The following is a 16,566-nucleotide window of genomic DNA, read 5'->3' as shown; positions in this document are numbered from 1 at the left end:
TCAGTAACCCTACCTTACTTGCGGAACGGGAAGTCAAAGGCAGCCAGCAGAGCACGGCCTTCTTCGTCAGAAGTCGCAGTAGTGGTAATGGTAATATCCAAACCACGAACGCGGTCGACTTTGTCATAGTCGATTTCTGGGAAGATGATCTGCTCACGGACACCCATGCTGTAGTTACCACGACCATCGAAAGACTTCGTAGACAGGCCACGGAAGTCACGAATACGCGGTACAGCAATAGTGATCAGGCGCTCAAAGAACTCCCACATGCGTTCGCCACGCAGAGTTACTTTACAGCCGATCGGATAGCCCTGACGGATTTTGAAGCCTGCAACAGATTTGCGTGCTTTGGTGATCAGCGGTTTTTGACCGGAGATTGCTGCCAGGTCAGCTGCTGCGTTATCCAGCAGTTTCTTGTCAGCGATCGCTTCACCAACACCCATATTCAGGGTGATCTTCTCGACCCGAGGGACTTGCATGACAGAATTGTAGTTAAACTCAGTCATGAGTTTCTTAACTACTTCGTCTTTGTAGTAATCATGCAGTTTCGCCATCGTACTACTCCAAATTACTTGATAGTTTCGCTATTAGACTTGAAGAAACGGACTTTTTTACCGTCTTCGAATCTAAAGCCTACACGGTCAGCCTTACCGGTTGCCGTATTGAAGATTGCAACGTTAGAAACCTGAATAGCAGCTTCTTTTTCAACGATGCCACCCGGTTGGTTCAGGGCCGGAACCGGCTTCTGATGTTTCTTAACCAGGTTGATACCTTCAACAATGATCTTGCCGGAAGACAGAACATTCTTAACTTTACCGCGCTTACCTTTATCTTTACCGGTTAACACGATAACTTCGTCATCACGACGGATTTTCGCTGCCATGATTCGCTCCTTAGAGTACTTCTGGTGCCAGAGAGATGATTTTCATAAACTTCTCAGAACGAAGTTCACGAGTTACCGGCCCAAAAATACGCGTACCGATAGGCTGCTCGCTGTTATTGTTCAGAAGAACACAAGCATTACCATCGAAGCGAACGACAGAACCGTCAGGGCGACGAACACCCTTCTTGGTGCGCACCACTACCGCCTTCAGCACATCACCTTTTTTGACCTTACCACGCGGAATTGCTTCTTTGATGGTGATCTTGATGATGTCGCCTACGCCTGCGTAGCGACGGTGCGAGCCACCCAGAACCTTGATACACATTACGCGACGCGCACCGGAGTTGTCGGCGACGTTCAGCATAGTCTGTTCTTGGATCATTTCAGTGCTCCGCTAATGTCAACTACTACTGAGACCCCAAAATTAGGGTCGTTAAAAAAGCCCCATATCGAGGGCGCAGCATTATAACACCGCTCTCAGGATAAGGGTAGAAAAAATAAACGGCTCATCGCTGAGCCGTTTATCCGTATCGAGATTGCGTACTGTATTACAGAACCGCTTTCTCTACAACGCGAACCAGAGTCCAGGACTTAGTCTTGGACAGCGGACGGCATTCGCGGATTTCAACCACGTCACCGATACCGCTTTCGTTGTTCTCGTCATGTACGTGCAGTTTGGTCGTACGTTTGATGAATTTACCGTAGATCGGGTGTTTCACAAAACGCTCGATGGCAACAACAATGGATTTCTCCATTTTGTCACTCACAACGCGACCTTGCAGAGTACGGATTTTATCGGTCATTACGCACCCGCCTTCTCAGTCAGTAAAGTCTTAACGCGTGCAACATCACGACGAACCTGTTTCAACAGGTGAGTCTGTTGCAGCTGGCCACTTGCAGCCTGCATGCGCAGATTGAACTGCTCGCGCAGCAGGTTCAGCAGCTCAGTGTTCAGCTCTTCAACGCTTTTTTCACGCAGCTCTTTTGCTTTCATTACATCACCGTCTTAGTTACAAAGGTGGTTTTGATCGGCAGTTTCGCTGCTGCCAGGCCGAATGCTTCACGGGCCAGCTCTTCCGGTACGCCGTCCATTTCATACAGGACTTTACCCGGCTGAATCAAGGCAACCCAATACTCCACGTTACCTTTACCTTTACCCATACGAACTTCCAGCGGCTTCTCGGTGATCGGTTTGTCCGGGAATACACGGATCCAGATCTTACCTTGACGCTTCACTGCACGGGTCATTGCACGACGTGCTGCTTCGATCTGACGTGCAGTCAGACGACCACGGCCAACAGCTTTCAGACCGAAAGTGCCGAAGCTAACATCCGTACCCTGCGCCAGACCACGGTTGCGGCCTTTGTGCACTTTACGGAATTTTGTACGCTTTGGTTGTAACATCAGCGACGCTCCTTATTTACGGCCTTTACGCTGCTGCTTTTTAGGTTGAGCAGCCGGTTTTTCCGGTTGTTCAACAGCAGCCATACCACCCAGGATCTCACCTTTGAAGATCCACACTTTAACGCCGATTACACCGTAAGTGGTGTGCGCTTCAGAGGTGTTGTAGTCAATGTCAGCACGCAGAGTGTGCAGCGGTACGCGACCTTCACGGTACCATTCGGTACGTGCGATTTCCGCGCCGCCCAGACGGCCGCTAACTTCAACTTTGATACCTTTAGCGCCCAGACGCATGGCGTTCTGTACAGCACGCTTCATCGCACGACGGAACATAACACGACGTTCCAGCTGAGAAGTGATGCTGTCAGCAACCAGTTTTGCGTCCAGTTCAGGTTTACGAACTTCGGCGATATTGATCTGTGCAGGAACGCCAGCGATATCCGCTACGACCTTGCGCAGTTTTTCTACGTCTTCGCCTTTCTTACCGATAACGATACCCGGGCGAGCAGTGTGAATAGTCACACGGATGCTCTTAGCCGGACGCTCGATAACGATACGAGATACGGACGCTTTTGCCAGTTCCTTTGTCAGGTACTGACGTACTTTAAAATCGCTGTCCAGGTTGTCAGCGAATTCTTTGGTGTTCGCGAACCAGGTAGAGTTCCAAGGTTTGACAATACCCAGGCGAATACCATTAGGATGTACTTTCTGACCCATTGCTAGTCTCCAGAGTCTCAGCGATCGGACACAACCACAGTGATGTGGCTGGTGCGCTTCAGGATGCGATCTGCACGACCTTTCGCACGCGGCATAATGCGCTTCATGCTCGGGCCTTCGTCTACGAAAATTTTCGCAACTTTCAGATCGTCAATGTCAGCGCCATCGTTGTGTTCAGCGTTAGCAATGGCAGATTCCAGAACTTTCTTGACCAGTACAGCCGCTTTCTTATTGGTGTAGGTCAGAATATCCAGGGCCTGCGACACTTTCTTACCGCGAATCAGGTCAGCAACAAGGCGGACCTTCTGAGCAGAAGAACGAGCATGGCGATGTTGAGCTAAAGTTTCCATCTCTTCCTCCTACCTTATTTCTTCTTCGCTTTTTTATCAGCAGCATGGCCGCGATAAGTACGAGTCGGTGCGAATTCACCCAGTTTGTGACCGACCATTTCGTCGGAAACAAATACCGGAACGTGCTGACGACCATTATGGACAGCGATGGTCAAACCGATCATGTTTGGAAAGATCGTTGAACGACGGGACCAAGTGCGCAGGGGCTTCTTGTCTCCGCTTTCCACCGCTTTCTCTACCTTCTTCAGCAAGTGCAGGTCAATAAAAGGACCTTTCTTGAGAGAACGTGGCATGGCTTATCCTCTAATATTATTTGCTACGGCGACGTACGATGAATTTATCAGTACGCTTGTTGCTGCGGGTCTTCTTACCTTTGGTCTGAATGCCCCACGGTGTTACCGGGTGCTTACCAAAGTTACGACCTTCACCACCACCATGTGGGTGGTCGACCGGGTTCATCGCAGTACCGCGAACGGTAGGACGAACACCACGCCAACGTGCAGCACCTGCTTTACCCAGAACGCGCAGCATATGCTCAGCATTGCCAACTTCGCCCAGAGTTGCGCGGCAGTCTGCTTCGACTTTACGCATTTCACCAGAACGCAGACGCAGGGTGACATAAGCACCATCACGTGCAACGATCTGAACGTAAGTACCAGCAGAACGCGCCAGCTGACCGCCTTTACCTGGTTTCATTTCTACGTTATGAACGGTAGAACCAACCGGGATATTGCGCATCGGCAGGGTGTTACCCGCTTTGATTGCAGCATCAACGCCAGACTGAATCTGGTCGCCCGCTTTCAGGCCTTTAGGGGCCAGGATGTAACGGCGTTCGCCGTCTTTGTACAGAACCAGCGCGATGTTCGCGGAACGGTTCGGATCGTACTCAAGACGTTCAACAACTGCCGGGATACCATCTTTGTTGCGTTTGAAGTCAACAATACGGTATGCCTGCTTGTGGCCACCACCGATATGACGAGTGGTGATACGGCCATTGTTGTTACGACCACCGGATTTGCTGTTTTTTTCCAGCAGCGGAGCAAAAGGTTTGCCCTTGTGCAGCTCAGGGTTTACCACTTTAACGACGTGGCGACGACCCGGAGATGTCGGTTTACATTTAACAACTGCCATTGTATTACTCCTCCGACTTACTCAGCGCCGCCAACGAAGTCCAGATTCTGGCCTTCTTCCAGGGTGACGTAAGCTTTTTTCCAGTCGCTACGACGACCGATACGCTGTCCGTGACGCTTCACCTTGCCTTTAACGACCAGGGTACGTACGGTATCAACTTTGACTTCAAACAGTTTCTGCACAGCAGCTTTGATTTCTGCTTTAGTCGCGTCTTTAGCAACTTTGAGAACGATGGTGTTTGTTTTTTCCATCGCAGTAGACGCTTTTTCAGAAACGTGCGGTGCACGCAGCACCTTCAGCAGACGTTCTTCACGAATCATGCCAGCATCTCCTCAACTTGCTTAACAGCATCAGCAGTCATTACGACTTTGTCGAAGGCGATCAGGCTAACCGGGTCGATACCAGTTGCATCGCGTACGTCAACCTTGTGCAGGTTGCGCGCAGCCAGGAACAGGTTCTCGTCCAGCTCACCGGTGATGATCAGCACATCTTCCAGAGCCATGTCTTTCAGTTTCTGTGCCAGCAGCTTAGTTTTCGGCGCTTCTACAGAGAACTTCTCGACAACGATCAGACGATCCTGACGTACCAGCTCGGACAGAATGCTTTTCAGCGCGCCGCGGTACATCTTTTTGTTAACTTTTTGACTGTGGTCCTGCGGACGCGCAGCGAAGGTCACGCCACCTGAACGCCAGATCGGGCTCTTGATAGAACCTGAACGCGCACGGCCGGTGCCTTTCTGACGCCACGGTTTTTTACCGGAACCAGTTACTTCAGCACGGGTCTTCTGAGCACGAGTGCCCTGACGAGCACCAGCTGCATAAGCAACAACAACCTGGTGAACCAGCGCTTCGTTGAAATCACGACCGAAGGTAGTTTCGGAAACAGTCAGCGCGCTCTGCGCGTCTTTCAATACTAATTCCATTGCTATCTCCTCACGCCTTCACAGCTGGTTTAACGATCAGGTCGCTACCGGTTGCACCCGGGACAGCACCTTTAACCAGCAGCAGGTTGCGCTCAGCGTCAACACGTACTACGTCCAGGCTCTGAACGGTGACACGTTCGTTACCCAGCTGACCTGCCATTTTCTTGCCTTTAAACACTTTGCCCGGAGTCTGGTTCTGACCGATAGAACCCGGAACGCGGTGAGACAAGGAGTTACCGTGAGTCGCGTCCTGGGTACGGAAGTTCCAGCGCTTAACGGTACCAGCGAAACCTTTACCTTTAGAGGTGCCAGTTACGTCAACTTTTTTAACTTCAGCAAACAGCTCAACGCTAATGTCCTGACCTACGGTGAACTCTTCGCCTTCAGCAAGACGGAATTCCCACAGACCACGGCCAGCTTCAACGCCAGCTTTAGCGAAGTGACCCGCTTCCGGCTTGGTTACACGGTTAGCTTTTTTAGCACCGGTGGTAACCTGAATGGCACGGTAGCCATCGTTAGCCAGATCTTTAACCTGAGTAACGCGGTTTGCTTCAACTTCGATTACGGTTACTGGGATAGAGACGCCATCTTCAGTGAAGATGCGGGTCATACCCACTTTTTTACCGACTAAACCAATCATTGTTTCAACCTCTCAATCGCTCGATGACCTGATTAACCCAGGCTGATCTGCACGTCTACACCGGCAGCCAGATCCAGACGCATCAGAGCATCAACGGTTTTCTCAGTTGGCTCAACGATGTCAACCAGACGCTTATGAGTGCGGATTTCGTACTGGTCGCGCGCGTCTTTGTTGACGTGCGGGGAGATCAGAACGGTGAAGCGCTCTTTGCGGGTCGGCAGCGGGATCGGACCACGGACTTGCGCACCAGTGCGCTTAGCAGTCTCGACGATTTCCGCGGTTGATTGATCGATCAGACGGTGATCGAACGCTTTCAGGCGGATACGGATTCTTTGGTTCTGCATGAGACCAGAGCTCCAATTATTTTATAAACGAAAATGATTACTCCTCGCACCCATTACGATTGATGGGGGAGTGTAACCGTTCTTACGTAGTTCCCCGATTGGGAACATTGTTTGACAGAAAATTAACTCTGCCAGAGTTCATATCGAACCCGCCGTCAATTTTGACAAGCCCGCGCATTATACGCAAATCTCGCCGCGAAGCAAGCTGTGTTTACTATTTCAACAATATGCCGGCTGCCGGCGATGCGATCGTGGCTGGCGTTTTTATACAACGCAGGTAACAAGACAGAGATTCTCTGGATAGCGCTACGCAATACCATATTTTGCCTTTTGCTGCCACGGCACTGTTACGCCGACACTGCTGCGACTTACTGGCTGACAGGTTAAATTGATGATTGCTGCTCTCCCCTTCTTCTTTATTTACGCCGGGTTAACGTTGACGCTGGGCTGGCACGATCTCAAAGCGCGCCTGTTACCAGACAGGTTGACCTGCCCGCTGCTGTGGAGCGGGCAATTGTTTTATCTCTGCTTATTCCCGGAGCTGCTGCCGCTGTCTGTTCTTGGCGCTATCGTCGGTTACCTGGCGTTTGCTGCTATCTATTGGGGATACCGATGGCTCCGAAAACAGGAAGGGTTGGGGTATGGCGATGTGAAATTTCTGGCCGCGCTGGGTGCATGGCATGGCTGGCAGCAACTCCCTCAGCTCGTCTGTATTGCGGCAAGCCTGGCGTTGCTGTTTATATGCATCCAGGCTATTGATGACCTTTCTTTACGGCCAATAAAAAACCCGCTGCCTTTCGGGCCATTTCTGGCGGCAGCGGGTTGGATTTGTAGCTGGCAGACGGTGCTCAGTCTTCCACTTTGATTTGCGACTGGAGATAGTTCTGCAGACCCAGTTTATCGATGAGATCCAGTTCGGTTTCCAGCCAGTCGATATGGCCTTCTTCATCCGCCAGGATTTCGATCATCATATCGCGGCTGACGTAATCATGAACGGTGTCAGCATAGGCAATCGCTTCACGGAGATTTTGTGCGCCATCAAGCTCAAGCGCGAGATCGGAGCGCAGCATCTCTTCAACATCTTCACCGATGTTTAATTTGCCCAGGTCTTGCAGGTTGGGGATGCCTTCGAGAAAAAGAATGCGTTCGATGTATTTATCGGCATGCTTCATTTCGTCGATGGATTCGTGGTACTCAACATCATTGAGGCGCATCAGGCCCCAGTTTTTGAACATTCTCGCATGGAGAAAGTACTGGTTGATAGCGACAAGCTCATTTCCCAATAATTTATTGAGATAATTTATAACTTTAACATCACCTTTCATTTTATAGTCCCTCCGCTTCCACTCATTGAAGCGTAGATGGGGCTACAGGGATGTCAAAAAAAAGATAGAGCCTCAGGCAATCTCTTTATATTCCGGCATCTGGGTTAATTCATCCTGCATTATCTCACGCGCGGCCCGCGCGCATTTACCACATTGATTTGCAACGGGAATAAACTTACGAAGCTGCTGAAATGACTGTGGATGAAACTGGCGAACTGCCTGCCGTATTTTTTTATCGCTTACACCATTACACAAACAAACGAACATAATTGCTCCCGTTTACTTTATGCGCAAAGTGTAAATGAGAATAGTTATGATTACAATAGCACAATTATGAAACCGGTGCGGCGGTAACGATTAAAATGCATACGAATGTTTCCGGAAAAATAACAGAAAGCAAAAAGGGCGCCGAAGCGCCCTTTTTTATTCAAAGCTAAATGATTAGCTCAGAACTTTAGCAACAACGCCCGCACCAACAGTACGGCCGCCTTCACGGATTGCGAAACGCAGACCGTCGTCCATCGCGATCGGGTGGATCAGGGTAACAACCATTTTGATGTTGTCGCCCGGCATTACCATCTCTACGCCTTCCGGCAGTTCGATGGTGCCAGTCACGTCAGTTGTACGGAAGTAGAACTGCGGACGGTAGCCTTTGAAGAACGGAGTGTGACGGCCGCCTTCGTCTTTGGACAGAATGTACACTTCAGATTCGAACTTGGTGTGCGGGTTAATGGTGCCCGGCTTCGCCAGTACCTGACCACGTTCGATTTCTTCACGTTTGATACCACGCAGCAGAACACCTACGTTCTCACCAGCACGGCCTTCGTCCAGCAGTTTGCGGAACATTTCTACGCCAGTACAGGTGGACTTCGCTGTCTCCTTGATACCAACGATTTCAACTTCTTCACCCACTTTGATGATACCGCGCTCTACACGACCGGTAACAACGGTACCACGACCAGAAATGGAGAATACGTCTTCGATCGGCAGCAGGAACGGCTTGTCAATCGCACGCTCTGGTTCCGGAATGTAAGTATCCAGGAAGCCTGCCAGTTCGAGTTCGATGATTTTCGCTTCCCACTCTGCGTCGCCTTCCAGCGCTTTCAGAGCAGAACCACGAACGATCGGCGTGTCGTCGCCCGGGAAATCGTACTGAGACAGCAGTTCGCGAACTTCCATCTCTACCAGTTCCAGCAGCTCTTCGTCATCAACCATGTCGCATTTGTTCAGGAACACGATGATGTACGGAACGCCTACCTGACGACCCAGCAGGATGTGCTCACGAGTCTGCGGCATCGGGCCGTCAGTCGCAGCAACTACCAGGATTGCGCCGTCCATCTGTGCCGCACCAGTGATCATGTTTTTAACATAGTCGGCGTGGCCCGGGCAGTCTACGTGTGCGTAGTGGCGAGTCGGGGTATCGTATTCAACGTGAGAAGTGTTGATGGTGATACCACGAGCTTTTTCTTCCGGCGCGTTATCGATCTGATCGAATGCGCGAGCAGCACCACCGTAGGTTTTAGCCAGTACGGTAGTGATTGCAGCGGTCAGGGTAGTTTTACCATGGTCAACGTGGCCGATAGTACCGACGTTGACGTGCGGTTTTGTACGTTCAAATTTTTCTTTAGACACGGCTATATTCCTTACTATAGTGCTCTCCCCTCGTGGAGAGAGCACGGGACTTTGGTTTTAACCCTACGGCTTATTTACCACGGGCTTCAATTACGGCCTGAGCAACGTTGTTCGGCGCATCATCATACTTCAGGAATTCCATGGTGTATGATGCACGACCTTTGGTCAGAGAACGCAGCTGAGTCGCATATCCGAACATTTCAGACAGCGGAACTTCAGCGTGGATCTTAACGCCAGTCACTTCGGATTCCTGACCACGCAGCATACCGCGACGACGGCTCAAGTCACCGATAACGTCACCGGTGTTCTCTTCCGGCGTTTCAACTTCAACCTTCATGATCGGCTCAAGAAGAACAGGTTTTGCTTTCTTAAAGCCATCTTTAAAGGCGATAGAAGCCGCCAGTTTAAACGCCAGCTCAGAGGAGTCAACGTCATGGTAAGAACCGAAGTGCAGACGCACACCGAGATCAACTACCGGGTAACCCGCCAGCGGACCAGACTTCAGCTGCTCCTGGATGCCTTTATCAACGGCAGGGATGTATTCGCCAGGAATTACACCACCTTTGATGTCGTTGATGAACTCGTAACCTTTCGGGTTTGAGCCCGGCTCCAGCGGGTACATGTCGATAACAACATGACCGTACTGACCACGACCACCAGACTGCTTGGCGTGTTTACCTTCGATATCGGTAACTTTCGCGCGAATCGCTTCGCGGTAAGCAACCTGAGGTTTACCGACGTTCGCTTCAACGTTGAATTCACGCTTCATACGGTCAACGATGATGTCGAGGTGCAGTTCACCCATACCAGCGATAATGGTCTGGTTAGATTCTTCGTCAGTCCATACGCGGAAAGACGGGTCTTCTTTAGCCAGACGGCCCAGAGCCAGACCCATTTTTTCCTGGTCAGCTTTGGTTTTCGGTTCTACGGCGATGGAGATTACCGGTTCCGGGAATTCCATACGCTCCAGAATGATCGGATGATCCGGATCACACAGGGTATCACCTGTGGTCACGTCTTTCAGACCGATCGCTGCAGCGATGTCGCCTGCGCGAACTTCTTTGATCTCTTCACGTTTGTTGGCGTGCATCTGAACGATACGACCAAAACGTTCACGAGCGGCCTTCACGGAGTTCAGGATGGTATCACCGGAGTTAACCACACCAGAGTACACGCGGAAGAAGGTCAGGTTACCCACGAACGGGTCAGTAGCGATTTTGAATGCCAGTGCAGAGAAAGGCTCATCATCGCTGGCGTGACGCTCAGCCGGAGTATCTTTACCGTCGTCCAGAATACCGTTGATCGCAGGAACGTCTACCGGAGATGGCAGGTAGTCAACTACCGCATCCAGCATCGCCTGTACACCTTTGTTCTTGAACGCAGAACCGCAGGTTACCAGGATGATTTCGTTGTTCAGAACGCGCTGACGCAGAGCTTTTTTGATCTCTTCTTCAGTCAGTTCTTCACCACCCAGGTATTTTTCCATCAGCTCTTCAGAAGCTTCAGCTGCGGACTCGATCAGGTTCTGGTGCCATTCGTCAGCCAGTTCCTGCATGCTCGCCGGGATATCTTCGTATTCGAAGGTAACGCCCTGGTCTGCATCGTTCCAGTTGATGGCCTTCATTTTCACCAGGTCGATAACGCCGGTGAAAGCTTCTTCAGCACCAATTGCCAGCTGCAGCGGAACCGGGTTCGCGCCCAGACGGGATTTGATCTGACCAACAACTTTCAGGAAGTTCGCGCCCATGCGGTCCATTTTGTTAACGAACGCAATGCGTGGAACTTTATATTTGTTTGCCTGACGCCATACGGTTTCAGACTGCGGCTGAACACCACCAACTGCGCAGTAAACCATTACCGCACCATCGAGTACACGCATGGAACGTTCTACTTCGATAGTGAAGTCAACGTGCCCCGGGGTGTCGATGATGTTGACACGGTGCGGTTCATACTGCTTAGCCATACCAGACCAGAATGCAGTAGTCGCAGCGGAAGTGATGGTGATACCACGTTCCTGCTCCTGCTCCATCCAGTCCATGGTTGCGGCGCCGTCATGAACTTCACCGATTTTGTGGTTTACACCGGTGTAGAACAGAATACGTTCGGTAGTAGTGGTTTTACCGGCGTCGATGTGCGCACTGATACCGATGTTACGGTAACGTGCGATGGGTGTTGTACGAGCCATTTGATTCCTCGTTTGTCTCTTTAGGCGTTCAGATTAAGTAACCCAGTGCGGGCAGCTTACCTGAAGCGCCCGCCTGGTGACTAAAACTCCGATGGGATTACCAGCGGTAGTGTGCGAACGCCTTGTTGGCTTCTGCCATACGGTGAACGTCTTCACGTTTCTTCACTGCAGTACCTTTGTTATCTGCAGCGTCAGTGAGTTCGTTCGCCAGACGCAGGGCCATAGATTTATCACCGCGTTTACGAGCAGCTTCAACGATCCAACGCATTGCCAGAGCATTACGGCGAACCGGACGGACTTCAACTGGTACCTGATAAGTAGAACCACCAACGCGGCGAGACTTAACTTCGACAGTCGGGCGCACGTTTTCGAGAGCTACTTCGAAAGCTTCCAGTTCATTTTTACCAGAGCGCTGAGCCAGGGTCTCCAGCGCGCTGTATACGATTGATTCTGCAGTAGATTTTTTACCATCTACCATCAGGATATTGACAAATTTAGCCAGCAGTTCTGATCCGAACTTCGGATCCGGCAGAATTTTACGCTGACCAATGACGCGACGACGTGGCATGGAAATACTCCGTTGTTAATTCAGGATTGTCCAAAACTCAAAGAGTTTAGTTTGACATTAATTTAAAACGTTTGGCCTTACTTAACGGAGAACCATTAAGCCTTAGGACGCTTCACGCCATACTTGGAGCGAGCCTGCTTACGGTCTTTAACGCCAGAGCAGTCAAGCGCACCACGAACGGTGTGATAACGAACACCCGGAAGGTCTTTTACACGACCGCCACGGATCAGGATCACGGAGTGCTCCTGCAGGTTGTGACCTTCACCACCGATATAGGAGGTGACTTCGAAACCGTTAGTCAGACGCACACGGCAAACTTTACGCAGTGCGGAGTTCGGTTTCTTAGGGGTGGTGGTATATACACGAGTACATACGCCACGTTTCTGCGGGCATGCTTCCAGCGCAGGCACGTTGCTCTTTGCAACTTTGCGTGCACGTGGTTTGCGTACCAGCTGGTTAACTGTTGCCATTAAATAGCTCCTGGTTTTAGCTTTTGCTTCGTAAACACGTAATAAAACGACCTCATACAATATGAGGACGCGAAATTTTAGGGCCACGCTGAAAAGGTGTCAAGAAATATACAACGTTCTGGTCTTCACCAGGCCAGCAGCCCTGGATGTTTGACGGTGAGCCTGACGAAATCAGTATAGTCAACCCTGACGACACTGCTCGAAATTTGACCGGAAAGACCCCGGGCTTCAACATCTTCCTGTAGGACATGAAGCGATATGGGGGCCTTTTGAAGAATTTCAATAAAGCGGCTGCCTTCAACCGCGGCCAGCACGCCATCAGAGAGCAACAGCAGGTCGTCGCCCTCTTTCACCAGCCGCAAAAGCGCGTTGATGTCAGCATGCCAGGGAGAACAACGTAAAGTATGGAGCATGGGCGCCTCAAAAGCGGAGAATGACGTCAAAACGATCGAGCTGCTGGCGGAGCGGCTCTGGCTCCAGCGCTTCAGCGTCAACCACCCATTTCGCCTCGCCGCCAATGCCGCGCTCACGCAGCGAGGCTGCGCACATCCAGCACTGTTCGATATCGTACAGCGGCAGCAGTTTGAAGGTCGCGATGTAATCCCGCGCCAGCACCATTTGCGGATGTTGCCCGTCGAGGATTTGCAACACGCCGTCGCCGACAAAGAACACGCCGATTTCGTCCGTCAGCGCGGAGGTGGCCAGTAGCGCATCCAGCCCTTCACGCCCTGACGCGCTGCCATGTGGCGCGGTAGAAAAGACAAAGGCGACGCGTTTCATCAGAATTGCACCACGCGATCGCAAGTTAATGTGGCTTCCGCCAGCGCGCCCAGACCGCTCAGCATAAAACCCGGCTGCAAATTAAACGCCGGAAGGCCGAGCTGACGCGCTTCGGTTTCATCGGTGACGCCACGACGCAGCGCGGCGGCCACACATATGTGCAATGCCACGCCCTGCTGCTCGTGAAGTTGTTGCCATGCACGCACCATGTCAAATTCATCGCTGGCGGGCGAGGTCAGCTGATTCGCGTTGTATACCCCTTCCCGATAAAAGAAGACACTGACAAGCTCATGCCCTTCCGCCGCCAGCGCACGCGCAAACTGCAATGCGCTGCTGGCCTGTTGCGTACCGTAGGCGGGGCCCGTCACCATCAGGGCAAATCGCATTACTTATCTTGCCCCTGGAAGTCGCCGCTTTTGAACTGGCGAATATAAAGATACACCGTGTGCTTCGAAATATTCAGACGGTCAGCCACCTGGTTAATGGCGTCTTTAATATCGAAGATCCCTTTTTCATAAAGATTAAGGACGATCTGGCGATTTTTAGCGTTATTTGAAACGTTACGATCGGCATTAACTTCTTCGATGGTGAATTCCAGCGTCTGGGTGACCAGATCTTCAACGGAAGAGGCAAAGTTGACCTGCGAATTTACTTCCGGCGTTTCCGGCGGAATAAAGGTGCCCATAATCTGCGAGAACGGAACATCCAGATTCATATTGATGCACAGCAGGCCGATGACACGCTGATCGCGATTGCGAATGGCAATGGTGACAGACTTCATCAGCACGCCACTTTTAGCGCGAGTGAAATAGCATTTGGAAACGCTGCTATCTGCTCCGGTCATATCGTGCAGCATGCGCAGAGCAAGATCGGTAATTGGCGATCCGATTTTGCGCCCGGTGTGCTCGCCGTTAGCAATACGGATGGCCGAACACTTAAGATCCTGCAAAGAGTGCAACACAATTTCACAATGGGAGCCGATAAGCATCGCTAACCCGTCCACGACCGCTTCGTAGGATTTAAGAATATCAAAGTCGGTTTGCTCAAAAGGACGTTGATCCAGTAAATCAAGTTCACTGGTTTCATTGGTTAATAGCGACCTGGACATGAAAAAAAGCACTCCTTTTCAGGAGCCTGTCGTTAGATGGTCAGGGCAGGCTCATCATCATCATCATTCTAAGGGCATCTAAGGTAATACAGCGCATTAGGCGCTTTCCAGTGTTAATTATATCTACCCTGAAATAAAAAAACCGCCGCCCTGTGAGGCGGCGGCTTTGATTGCCTTATTTTTTGCTGGTTTCAGCGGCTTTTTCATCCGCGGCAGCTTCAGGTTTAGCGTCTGCCTTTGGCGCTGGTTTGATATCCAGCAACTCGACATCAAAGACCAGCGTAGAGTTAGCCGGGATGCCCGGGACGCCGGTTTTGCCGTAAGCCAGATCCGGCGGGATGACCATTTTGATCTTGCCGCCTTTCTTGATGTTCTTCAGACCTTCAGTCCAGCCAGGGATAACGCCATCCAGACGGAAGCTCAGCGGTTCGCCACGGGTATAAGAGTTATCGAACTCTTTACCGTCGATCAGCGTCCCTTTGTAGTTCACGACAACAGTGTCGCTGTCTTTCGGCGCATCGCCGGTACCTTCTTTTTCTACTTTATACAGCAGACCGGTAGAGGAGGTTTTCACGCCTTTCTCTTTGGCGAAGGTGTCGCGGTAGGTTTTACCTTTCGCTTCGTTATCAGCAGCGTCTTTTTCCATTTTCTGCTGAGCAGAAGTCTTCACGCGGGTTTCGAAAGCCTGCAGGGTCTGTTCGATTTCCTGATCGGAGAGTTTGCTTTTATTGGCAAAAGCATCCTGAACACCGGCGATCAGCTGATCTTTATCCAGTTTAATGCCCAGTTTCTCTTGCTCTTTCAGGGAATTTTCCATGTAACGACCCAATGATGCTCCCAGGGCGTAAGCGGACTTCTGGTCGTCGTTTTTGAACGCAGCTTTGCTGTCGGCAGCCGCGGCAGGTTTTGCAGCATCAGCAGCAAATGCCAGCGGCGCGTTCAGGGCTACGGCCATTGTGGTCGCCAGAAGCGTTACTTTAAAAAATGATTTCATCCATCTCTCCAGGGCCGGGGCATCTCTCGCCCCAGGGTTAACGTAAATGAGAAGCGTACTATAAATCGTTGCAAAAGAAATCTACATACGAACGCTCCTGAATATCGCGTCTTTTCAGACTATTTTTGTGTAAATTAGTTTCCTGGCCAACGACGGAAAGCTGCGAAGAATCGTAAAGTTAAGTAGAATCCGCCGCGACTATTTCAGAACAGGGGGTCAATGATGAGCGACAAAACATTGGAAGCGCGACTGGCAGAATTAGAGAGTCGACTGGCGTTTCAGGAGGTCACCATTGAAGACCTGAATCAAACCGTGACGGCTCATGAGATGGAGATGGCAAAACTGCGCGATCACATTCGTCTGATGACAGAAAAGCTTAAAGCCAGCCAGCCTTCGCAGATTGCGGCACAGTCCGAAGAGACACCGCCGCCGCATTATTAAAACGAAAAAAAGCGGGGATTTCCCCGCTTTATCTTTTAACAACGCCCCTGCAGCCTGAAAGACAATGGGTATTTAGTGGCAGCCGCAACCGCCGTGACCGCCACAACCACCTTTACCATGTTCGTGGTCATGGCCGTGGCCGCCGCAGCAACCGTCGTGGTCGTGGTCATGATCGTGGTGATGATCATGCGCACCGTGAACGTGGCCGTGAGCCAGTTCTTCCGCCGTCGCTTCGCGAATCGCAACCACTTCAACGTTGAATTTCAGGTTCTGGCCCGCCAGCATGTGGTTGCCATCAACCACGACGTGGTCGTCTTCAACTTCAGTGATTTCAACCGGAACCGGACCCTGATCGGTTTCAGCCAGGAAACGCATGCCTACCTGCAGTTCGTCAACGCCCATGAAGACGTCTTTCGGCACACGCTGCACCAGGTTTTCATCATACTGGCCGTAGGCATCGTTTGCGGTAACAGCAACATCAAATTTGTCGCCCACTTCGTGACCGTCCAGCGCGTTTTCCAGGCCGGAAATCAGGGAACCGTGACCATGCAGGTAGTCCAGCGGCGCACTCACCGGAGACTCATCAACCAACACACCGTCTTCTGTACGTACCTGATAGGCCAGGCTGACCACCAGGTCTTTTGCTACTTTCATGATATCTCCTGAGCATGGGAA

The 16,566-nt window shown here is 51.2% G+C and carries 28 protein-coding genes; 2 read left to right on the top strand and 26 right to left on the bottom strand.

The genetic code is table 11. From position 1 onward, the window contains the following. Positions 1–14 precede the first annotated feature (14 nt). The 14 genes from rplE to rpsJ form a co-directional block, all read right to left on the bottom strand. On the bottom strand, positions 15–554 hold the full coding sequence (rplE, locus tag QMG90_RS01690) for a 50S ribosomal protein L5 (protein ID WP_049847031.1): 540 nt from the start codon (positions 552–554) through the stop codon (positions 15–17). A gap of 14 nt (positions 555–568) precedes the next feature. Continuing rightward, positions 569–883: a 50S ribosomal protein L24 gene (gene rplX, locus QMG90_RS01685; protein WP_038158520.1), complete on the bottom strand. Its 315-nt coding sequence runs from the start codon at positions 881–883 to the stop codon at positions 569–571. Between the two features lie 10 nt (positions 884–893). Beyond that, positions 894–1,265: a 50S ribosomal protein L14 gene (gene rplN, locus QMG90_RS01680; protein WP_004388611.1), complete on the bottom strand. Its 372-nt coding sequence runs from the start codon at positions 1,263–1,265 to the stop codon at positions 894–896. A gap of 166 nt (positions 1,266–1,431) precedes the next feature. Then, a complete protein-coding gene (gene rpsQ / locus QMG90_RS01675) occupies positions 1,432–1,686 on the bottom strand; it encodes a 30S ribosomal protein S17 (RefSeq protein WP_024549501.1) in 255 nt (84 codons plus the stop codon). After that, entirely contained in the window at positions 1,686–1,877 is a 192-nt protein-coding gene (rpmC, locus tag QMG90_RS01670) for a 50S ribosomal protein L29 (RefSeq protein ID WP_004388609.1), read from the bottom strand. Before rpmC ends, rpsQ begins: the two co-directional genes overlap by 1 nt. Further along, positions 1,877–2,287, bottom strand: a complete 411-nt coding sequence (gene rplP, locus QMG90_RS01665; protein ID WP_002919759.1) for a 50S ribosomal protein L16 — start codon at positions 2,285–2,287, stop codon at positions 1,877–1,879. The genes rpmC and rplP overlap by 1 nt, the downstream gene beginning before the upstream one ends. 12 nt (positions 2,288–2,299) lie before the next feature. Continuing rightward, on the bottom strand, positions 2,300–3,001 hold the full coding sequence (rpsC, locus tag QMG90_RS01660; protein ID WP_000529945.1) for a 30S ribosomal protein S3: 702 nt from the start codon (positions 2,999–3,001) through the stop codon (positions 2,300–2,302). 17 nt (positions 3,002–3,018) lie between these two features. Next, positions 3,019–3,351, bottom strand: coding sequence for a 50S ribosomal protein L22 (gene rplV, locus QMG90_RS01655; RefSeq protein ID WP_002919773.1), 333 nt, complete (start codon positions 3,349–3,351; stop codon positions 3,019–3,021). A 14-nt stretch (positions 3,352–3,365) separates the two neighbouring features. After that, positions 3,366–3,644, bottom strand: a complete 279-nt coding sequence (rpsS, locus tag QMG90_RS01650) for a 30S ribosomal protein S19 (protein WP_001138115.1) — start codon at positions 3,642–3,644, stop codon at positions 3,366–3,368. A 16-nt stretch (positions 3,645–3,660) separates the two neighbouring features. After that, positions 3,661–4,482, bottom strand: a complete 822-nt coding sequence (rplB, locus tag QMG90_RS01645; protein WP_054181092.1) for a 50S ribosomal protein L2 — start codon at positions 4,480–4,482, stop codon at positions 3,661–3,663. 17 nt (positions 4,483–4,499) lie between these two features. Then, entirely contained in the window at positions 4,500–4,802 is a 303-nt protein-coding gene (gene rplW / locus QMG90_RS01640) for a 50S ribosomal protein L23 (RefSeq protein WP_038158532.1), read from the bottom strand. Further along, on the bottom strand, positions 4,799–5,404 hold the full coding sequence (gene rplD / locus QMG90_RS01635) for a 50S ribosomal protein L4 (RefSeq protein WP_000424395.1): 606 nt from the start codon (positions 5,402–5,404) through the stop codon (positions 4,799–4,801). Before rplD ends, rplW begins: the two co-directional genes overlap by 4 nt. A 10-nt stretch (positions 5,405–5,414) precedes the next feature. After that, a complete protein-coding gene (gene rplC / locus QMG90_RS01630; protein WP_006817279.1) occupies positions 5,415–6,044 on the bottom strand; it encodes a 50S ribosomal protein L3 in 630 nt (209 codons plus the stop codon). Positions 6,045–6,076: 32 nt separating this feature from the next. Further along, the gene (rpsJ, locus tag QMG90_RS01625; RefSeq protein WP_001181005.1) at positions 6,077–6,388 is read right to left on the bottom strand and encodes a 30S ribosomal protein S10; all 312 of its coding nucleotides are present in this window, start codon (positions 6,386–6,388) and stop codon (positions 6,077–6,079) included. A gap of 391 nt (positions 6,389–6,779) precedes the next feature. On the opposite strand from rpsJ, the gene QMG90_RS01620 reads away from it, so the two are divergent. After that, complete coding sequence (locus QMG90_RS01620; protein WP_283282468.1) at positions 6,780–7,253, top strand: prepilin peptidase; 474 nt, start codon at positions 6,780–6,782, stop codon at positions 7,251–7,253. On the opposite strand, the gene bfr is transcribed toward QMG90_RS01620, so the two are convergent. From bfr to fkpA, 11 genes are all read right to left on the bottom strand, one after another. Continuing rightward, complete coding sequence (bfr, locus tag QMG90_RS01615) at positions 7,237–7,713, bottom strand: bacterioferritin (protein ID WP_283282467.1); 477 nt, start codon at positions 7,711–7,713, stop codon at positions 7,237–7,239. The genes QMG90_RS01620 and bfr overlap by 17 nt on opposite strands. 72 nt (positions 7,714–7,785) lie before the next feature. Beyond that, positions 7,786–7,980: a bacterioferritin-associated ferredoxin gene (gene bfd, locus QMG90_RS01610; protein ID WP_283282466.1), complete on the bottom strand. Its 195-nt coding sequence runs from the start codon at positions 7,978–7,980 to the stop codon at positions 7,786–7,788. 174 nt (positions 7,981–8,154) lie between these two features. After that, positions 8,155–9,345: an elongation factor Tu gene (gene tuf, locus QMG90_RS01605; RefSeq protein ID WP_283282465.1), complete on the bottom strand. Its 1,191-nt coding sequence runs from the start codon at positions 9,343–9,345 to the stop codon at positions 8,155–8,157. Positions 9,346–9,415: 70 nt separating this feature from the next. Continuing rightward, entirely contained in the window at positions 9,416–11,530 is a 2,115-nt protein-coding gene (gene fusA / locus QMG90_RS01600; protein WP_283282464.1) for an elongation factor G, read from the bottom strand. A gap of 97 nt (positions 11,531–11,627) precedes the next feature. Then, the gene (gene rpsG / locus QMG90_RS01595) at positions 11,628–12,098 is read right to left on the bottom strand and encodes a 30S ribosomal protein S7 (protein ID WP_013364441.1); all 471 of its coding nucleotides are present in this window, start codon (positions 12,096–12,098) and stop codon (positions 11,628–11,630) included. Positions 12,099–12,193: 95 nt separating this feature from the next. Further along, positions 12,194–12,568 carry a 30S ribosomal protein S12 gene (gene rpsL / locus QMG90_RS01590; RefSeq protein ID WP_000246815.1) on the bottom strand — a complete coding sequence of 125 codons (375 nt, stop codon included), beginning with the start codon at positions 12,566–12,568 and terminating at the stop codon, positions 12,194–12,196. Positions 12,569–12,693: 125 nt separating this feature from the next. Then, positions 12,694–12,981 carry a sulfurtransferase complex subunit TusB gene (gene tusB, locus QMG90_RS01585; protein ID WP_283282463.1) on the bottom strand — a complete coding sequence of 96 codons (288 nt, stop codon included), beginning with the start codon at positions 12,979–12,981 and terminating at the stop codon, positions 12,694–12,696. A gap of 7 nt (positions 12,982–12,988) precedes the next feature. Continuing rightward, positions 12,989–13,348, bottom strand: coding sequence for a sulfurtransferase complex subunit TusC (gene tusC, locus QMG90_RS01580; protein ID WP_283282462.1), 360 nt, complete (start codon positions 13,346–13,348; stop codon positions 12,989–12,991). Continuing rightward, positions 13,348–13,734 (bottom strand): sulfurtransferase complex subunit TusD, encoded by a 387-nt coding sequence (tusD, locus tag QMG90_RS01575; protein ID WP_283282461.1) that lies wholly within the window; start codon positions 13,732–13,734, stop codon positions 13,348–13,350. The genes tusC and tusD overlap by 1 nt, the downstream gene beginning before the upstream one ends. After that, positions 13,734–14,456, bottom strand: coding sequence for a helix-turn-helix transcriptional regulator (locus tag QMG90_RS01570; protein ID WP_054177832.1), 723 nt, complete (start codon positions 14,454–14,456; stop codon positions 13,734–13,736). Before QMG90_RS01570 ends, tusD begins: the two co-directional genes overlap by 1 nt. Positions 14,457–14,631: 175 nt before the next feature. Continuing rightward, complete coding sequence (gene fkpA / locus QMG90_RS01565) at positions 14,632–15,450, bottom strand: FKBP-type peptidyl-prolyl cis-trans isomerase (protein WP_283282460.1); 819 nt, start codon at positions 15,448–15,450, stop codon at positions 14,632–14,634. Between the two features lie 222 nt (positions 15,451–15,672). On the opposite strand from fkpA, the gene QMG90_RS01560 reads away from it, so the two are divergent. Continuing rightward, a complete protein-coding gene (locus QMG90_RS01560; protein WP_283283863.1) occupies positions 15,673–15,891 on the top strand; it encodes a protein SlyX in 219 nt (72 codons plus the stop codon). Between the two features lie 72 nt (positions 15,892–15,963). On the opposite strand, the gene slyD is transcribed toward QMG90_RS01560, so the two are convergent. Continuing rightward, on the bottom strand, positions 15,964–16,545 hold the full coding sequence (gene slyD / locus QMG90_RS01555) for a peptidylprolyl isomerase (protein ID WP_049847041.1): 582 nt from the start codon (positions 16,543–16,545) through the stop codon (positions 15,964–15,966). Positions 16,546–16,566 lie beyond the last annotated feature (21 nt).

Origin of the sequence: Trabulsiella odontotermitis, from assembly GCF_030053895.1 — a bacterium.
Classification (GTDB): domain Bacteria; phylum Pseudomonadota; class Gammaproteobacteria; order Enterobacterales; family Enterobacteriaceae; genus Trabulsiella; species Trabulsiella odontotermitis_C.
Note: the sequence above shows the minus strand (reverse complement) of the source record. Positions and strands in the feature narration are given on the sequence as shown.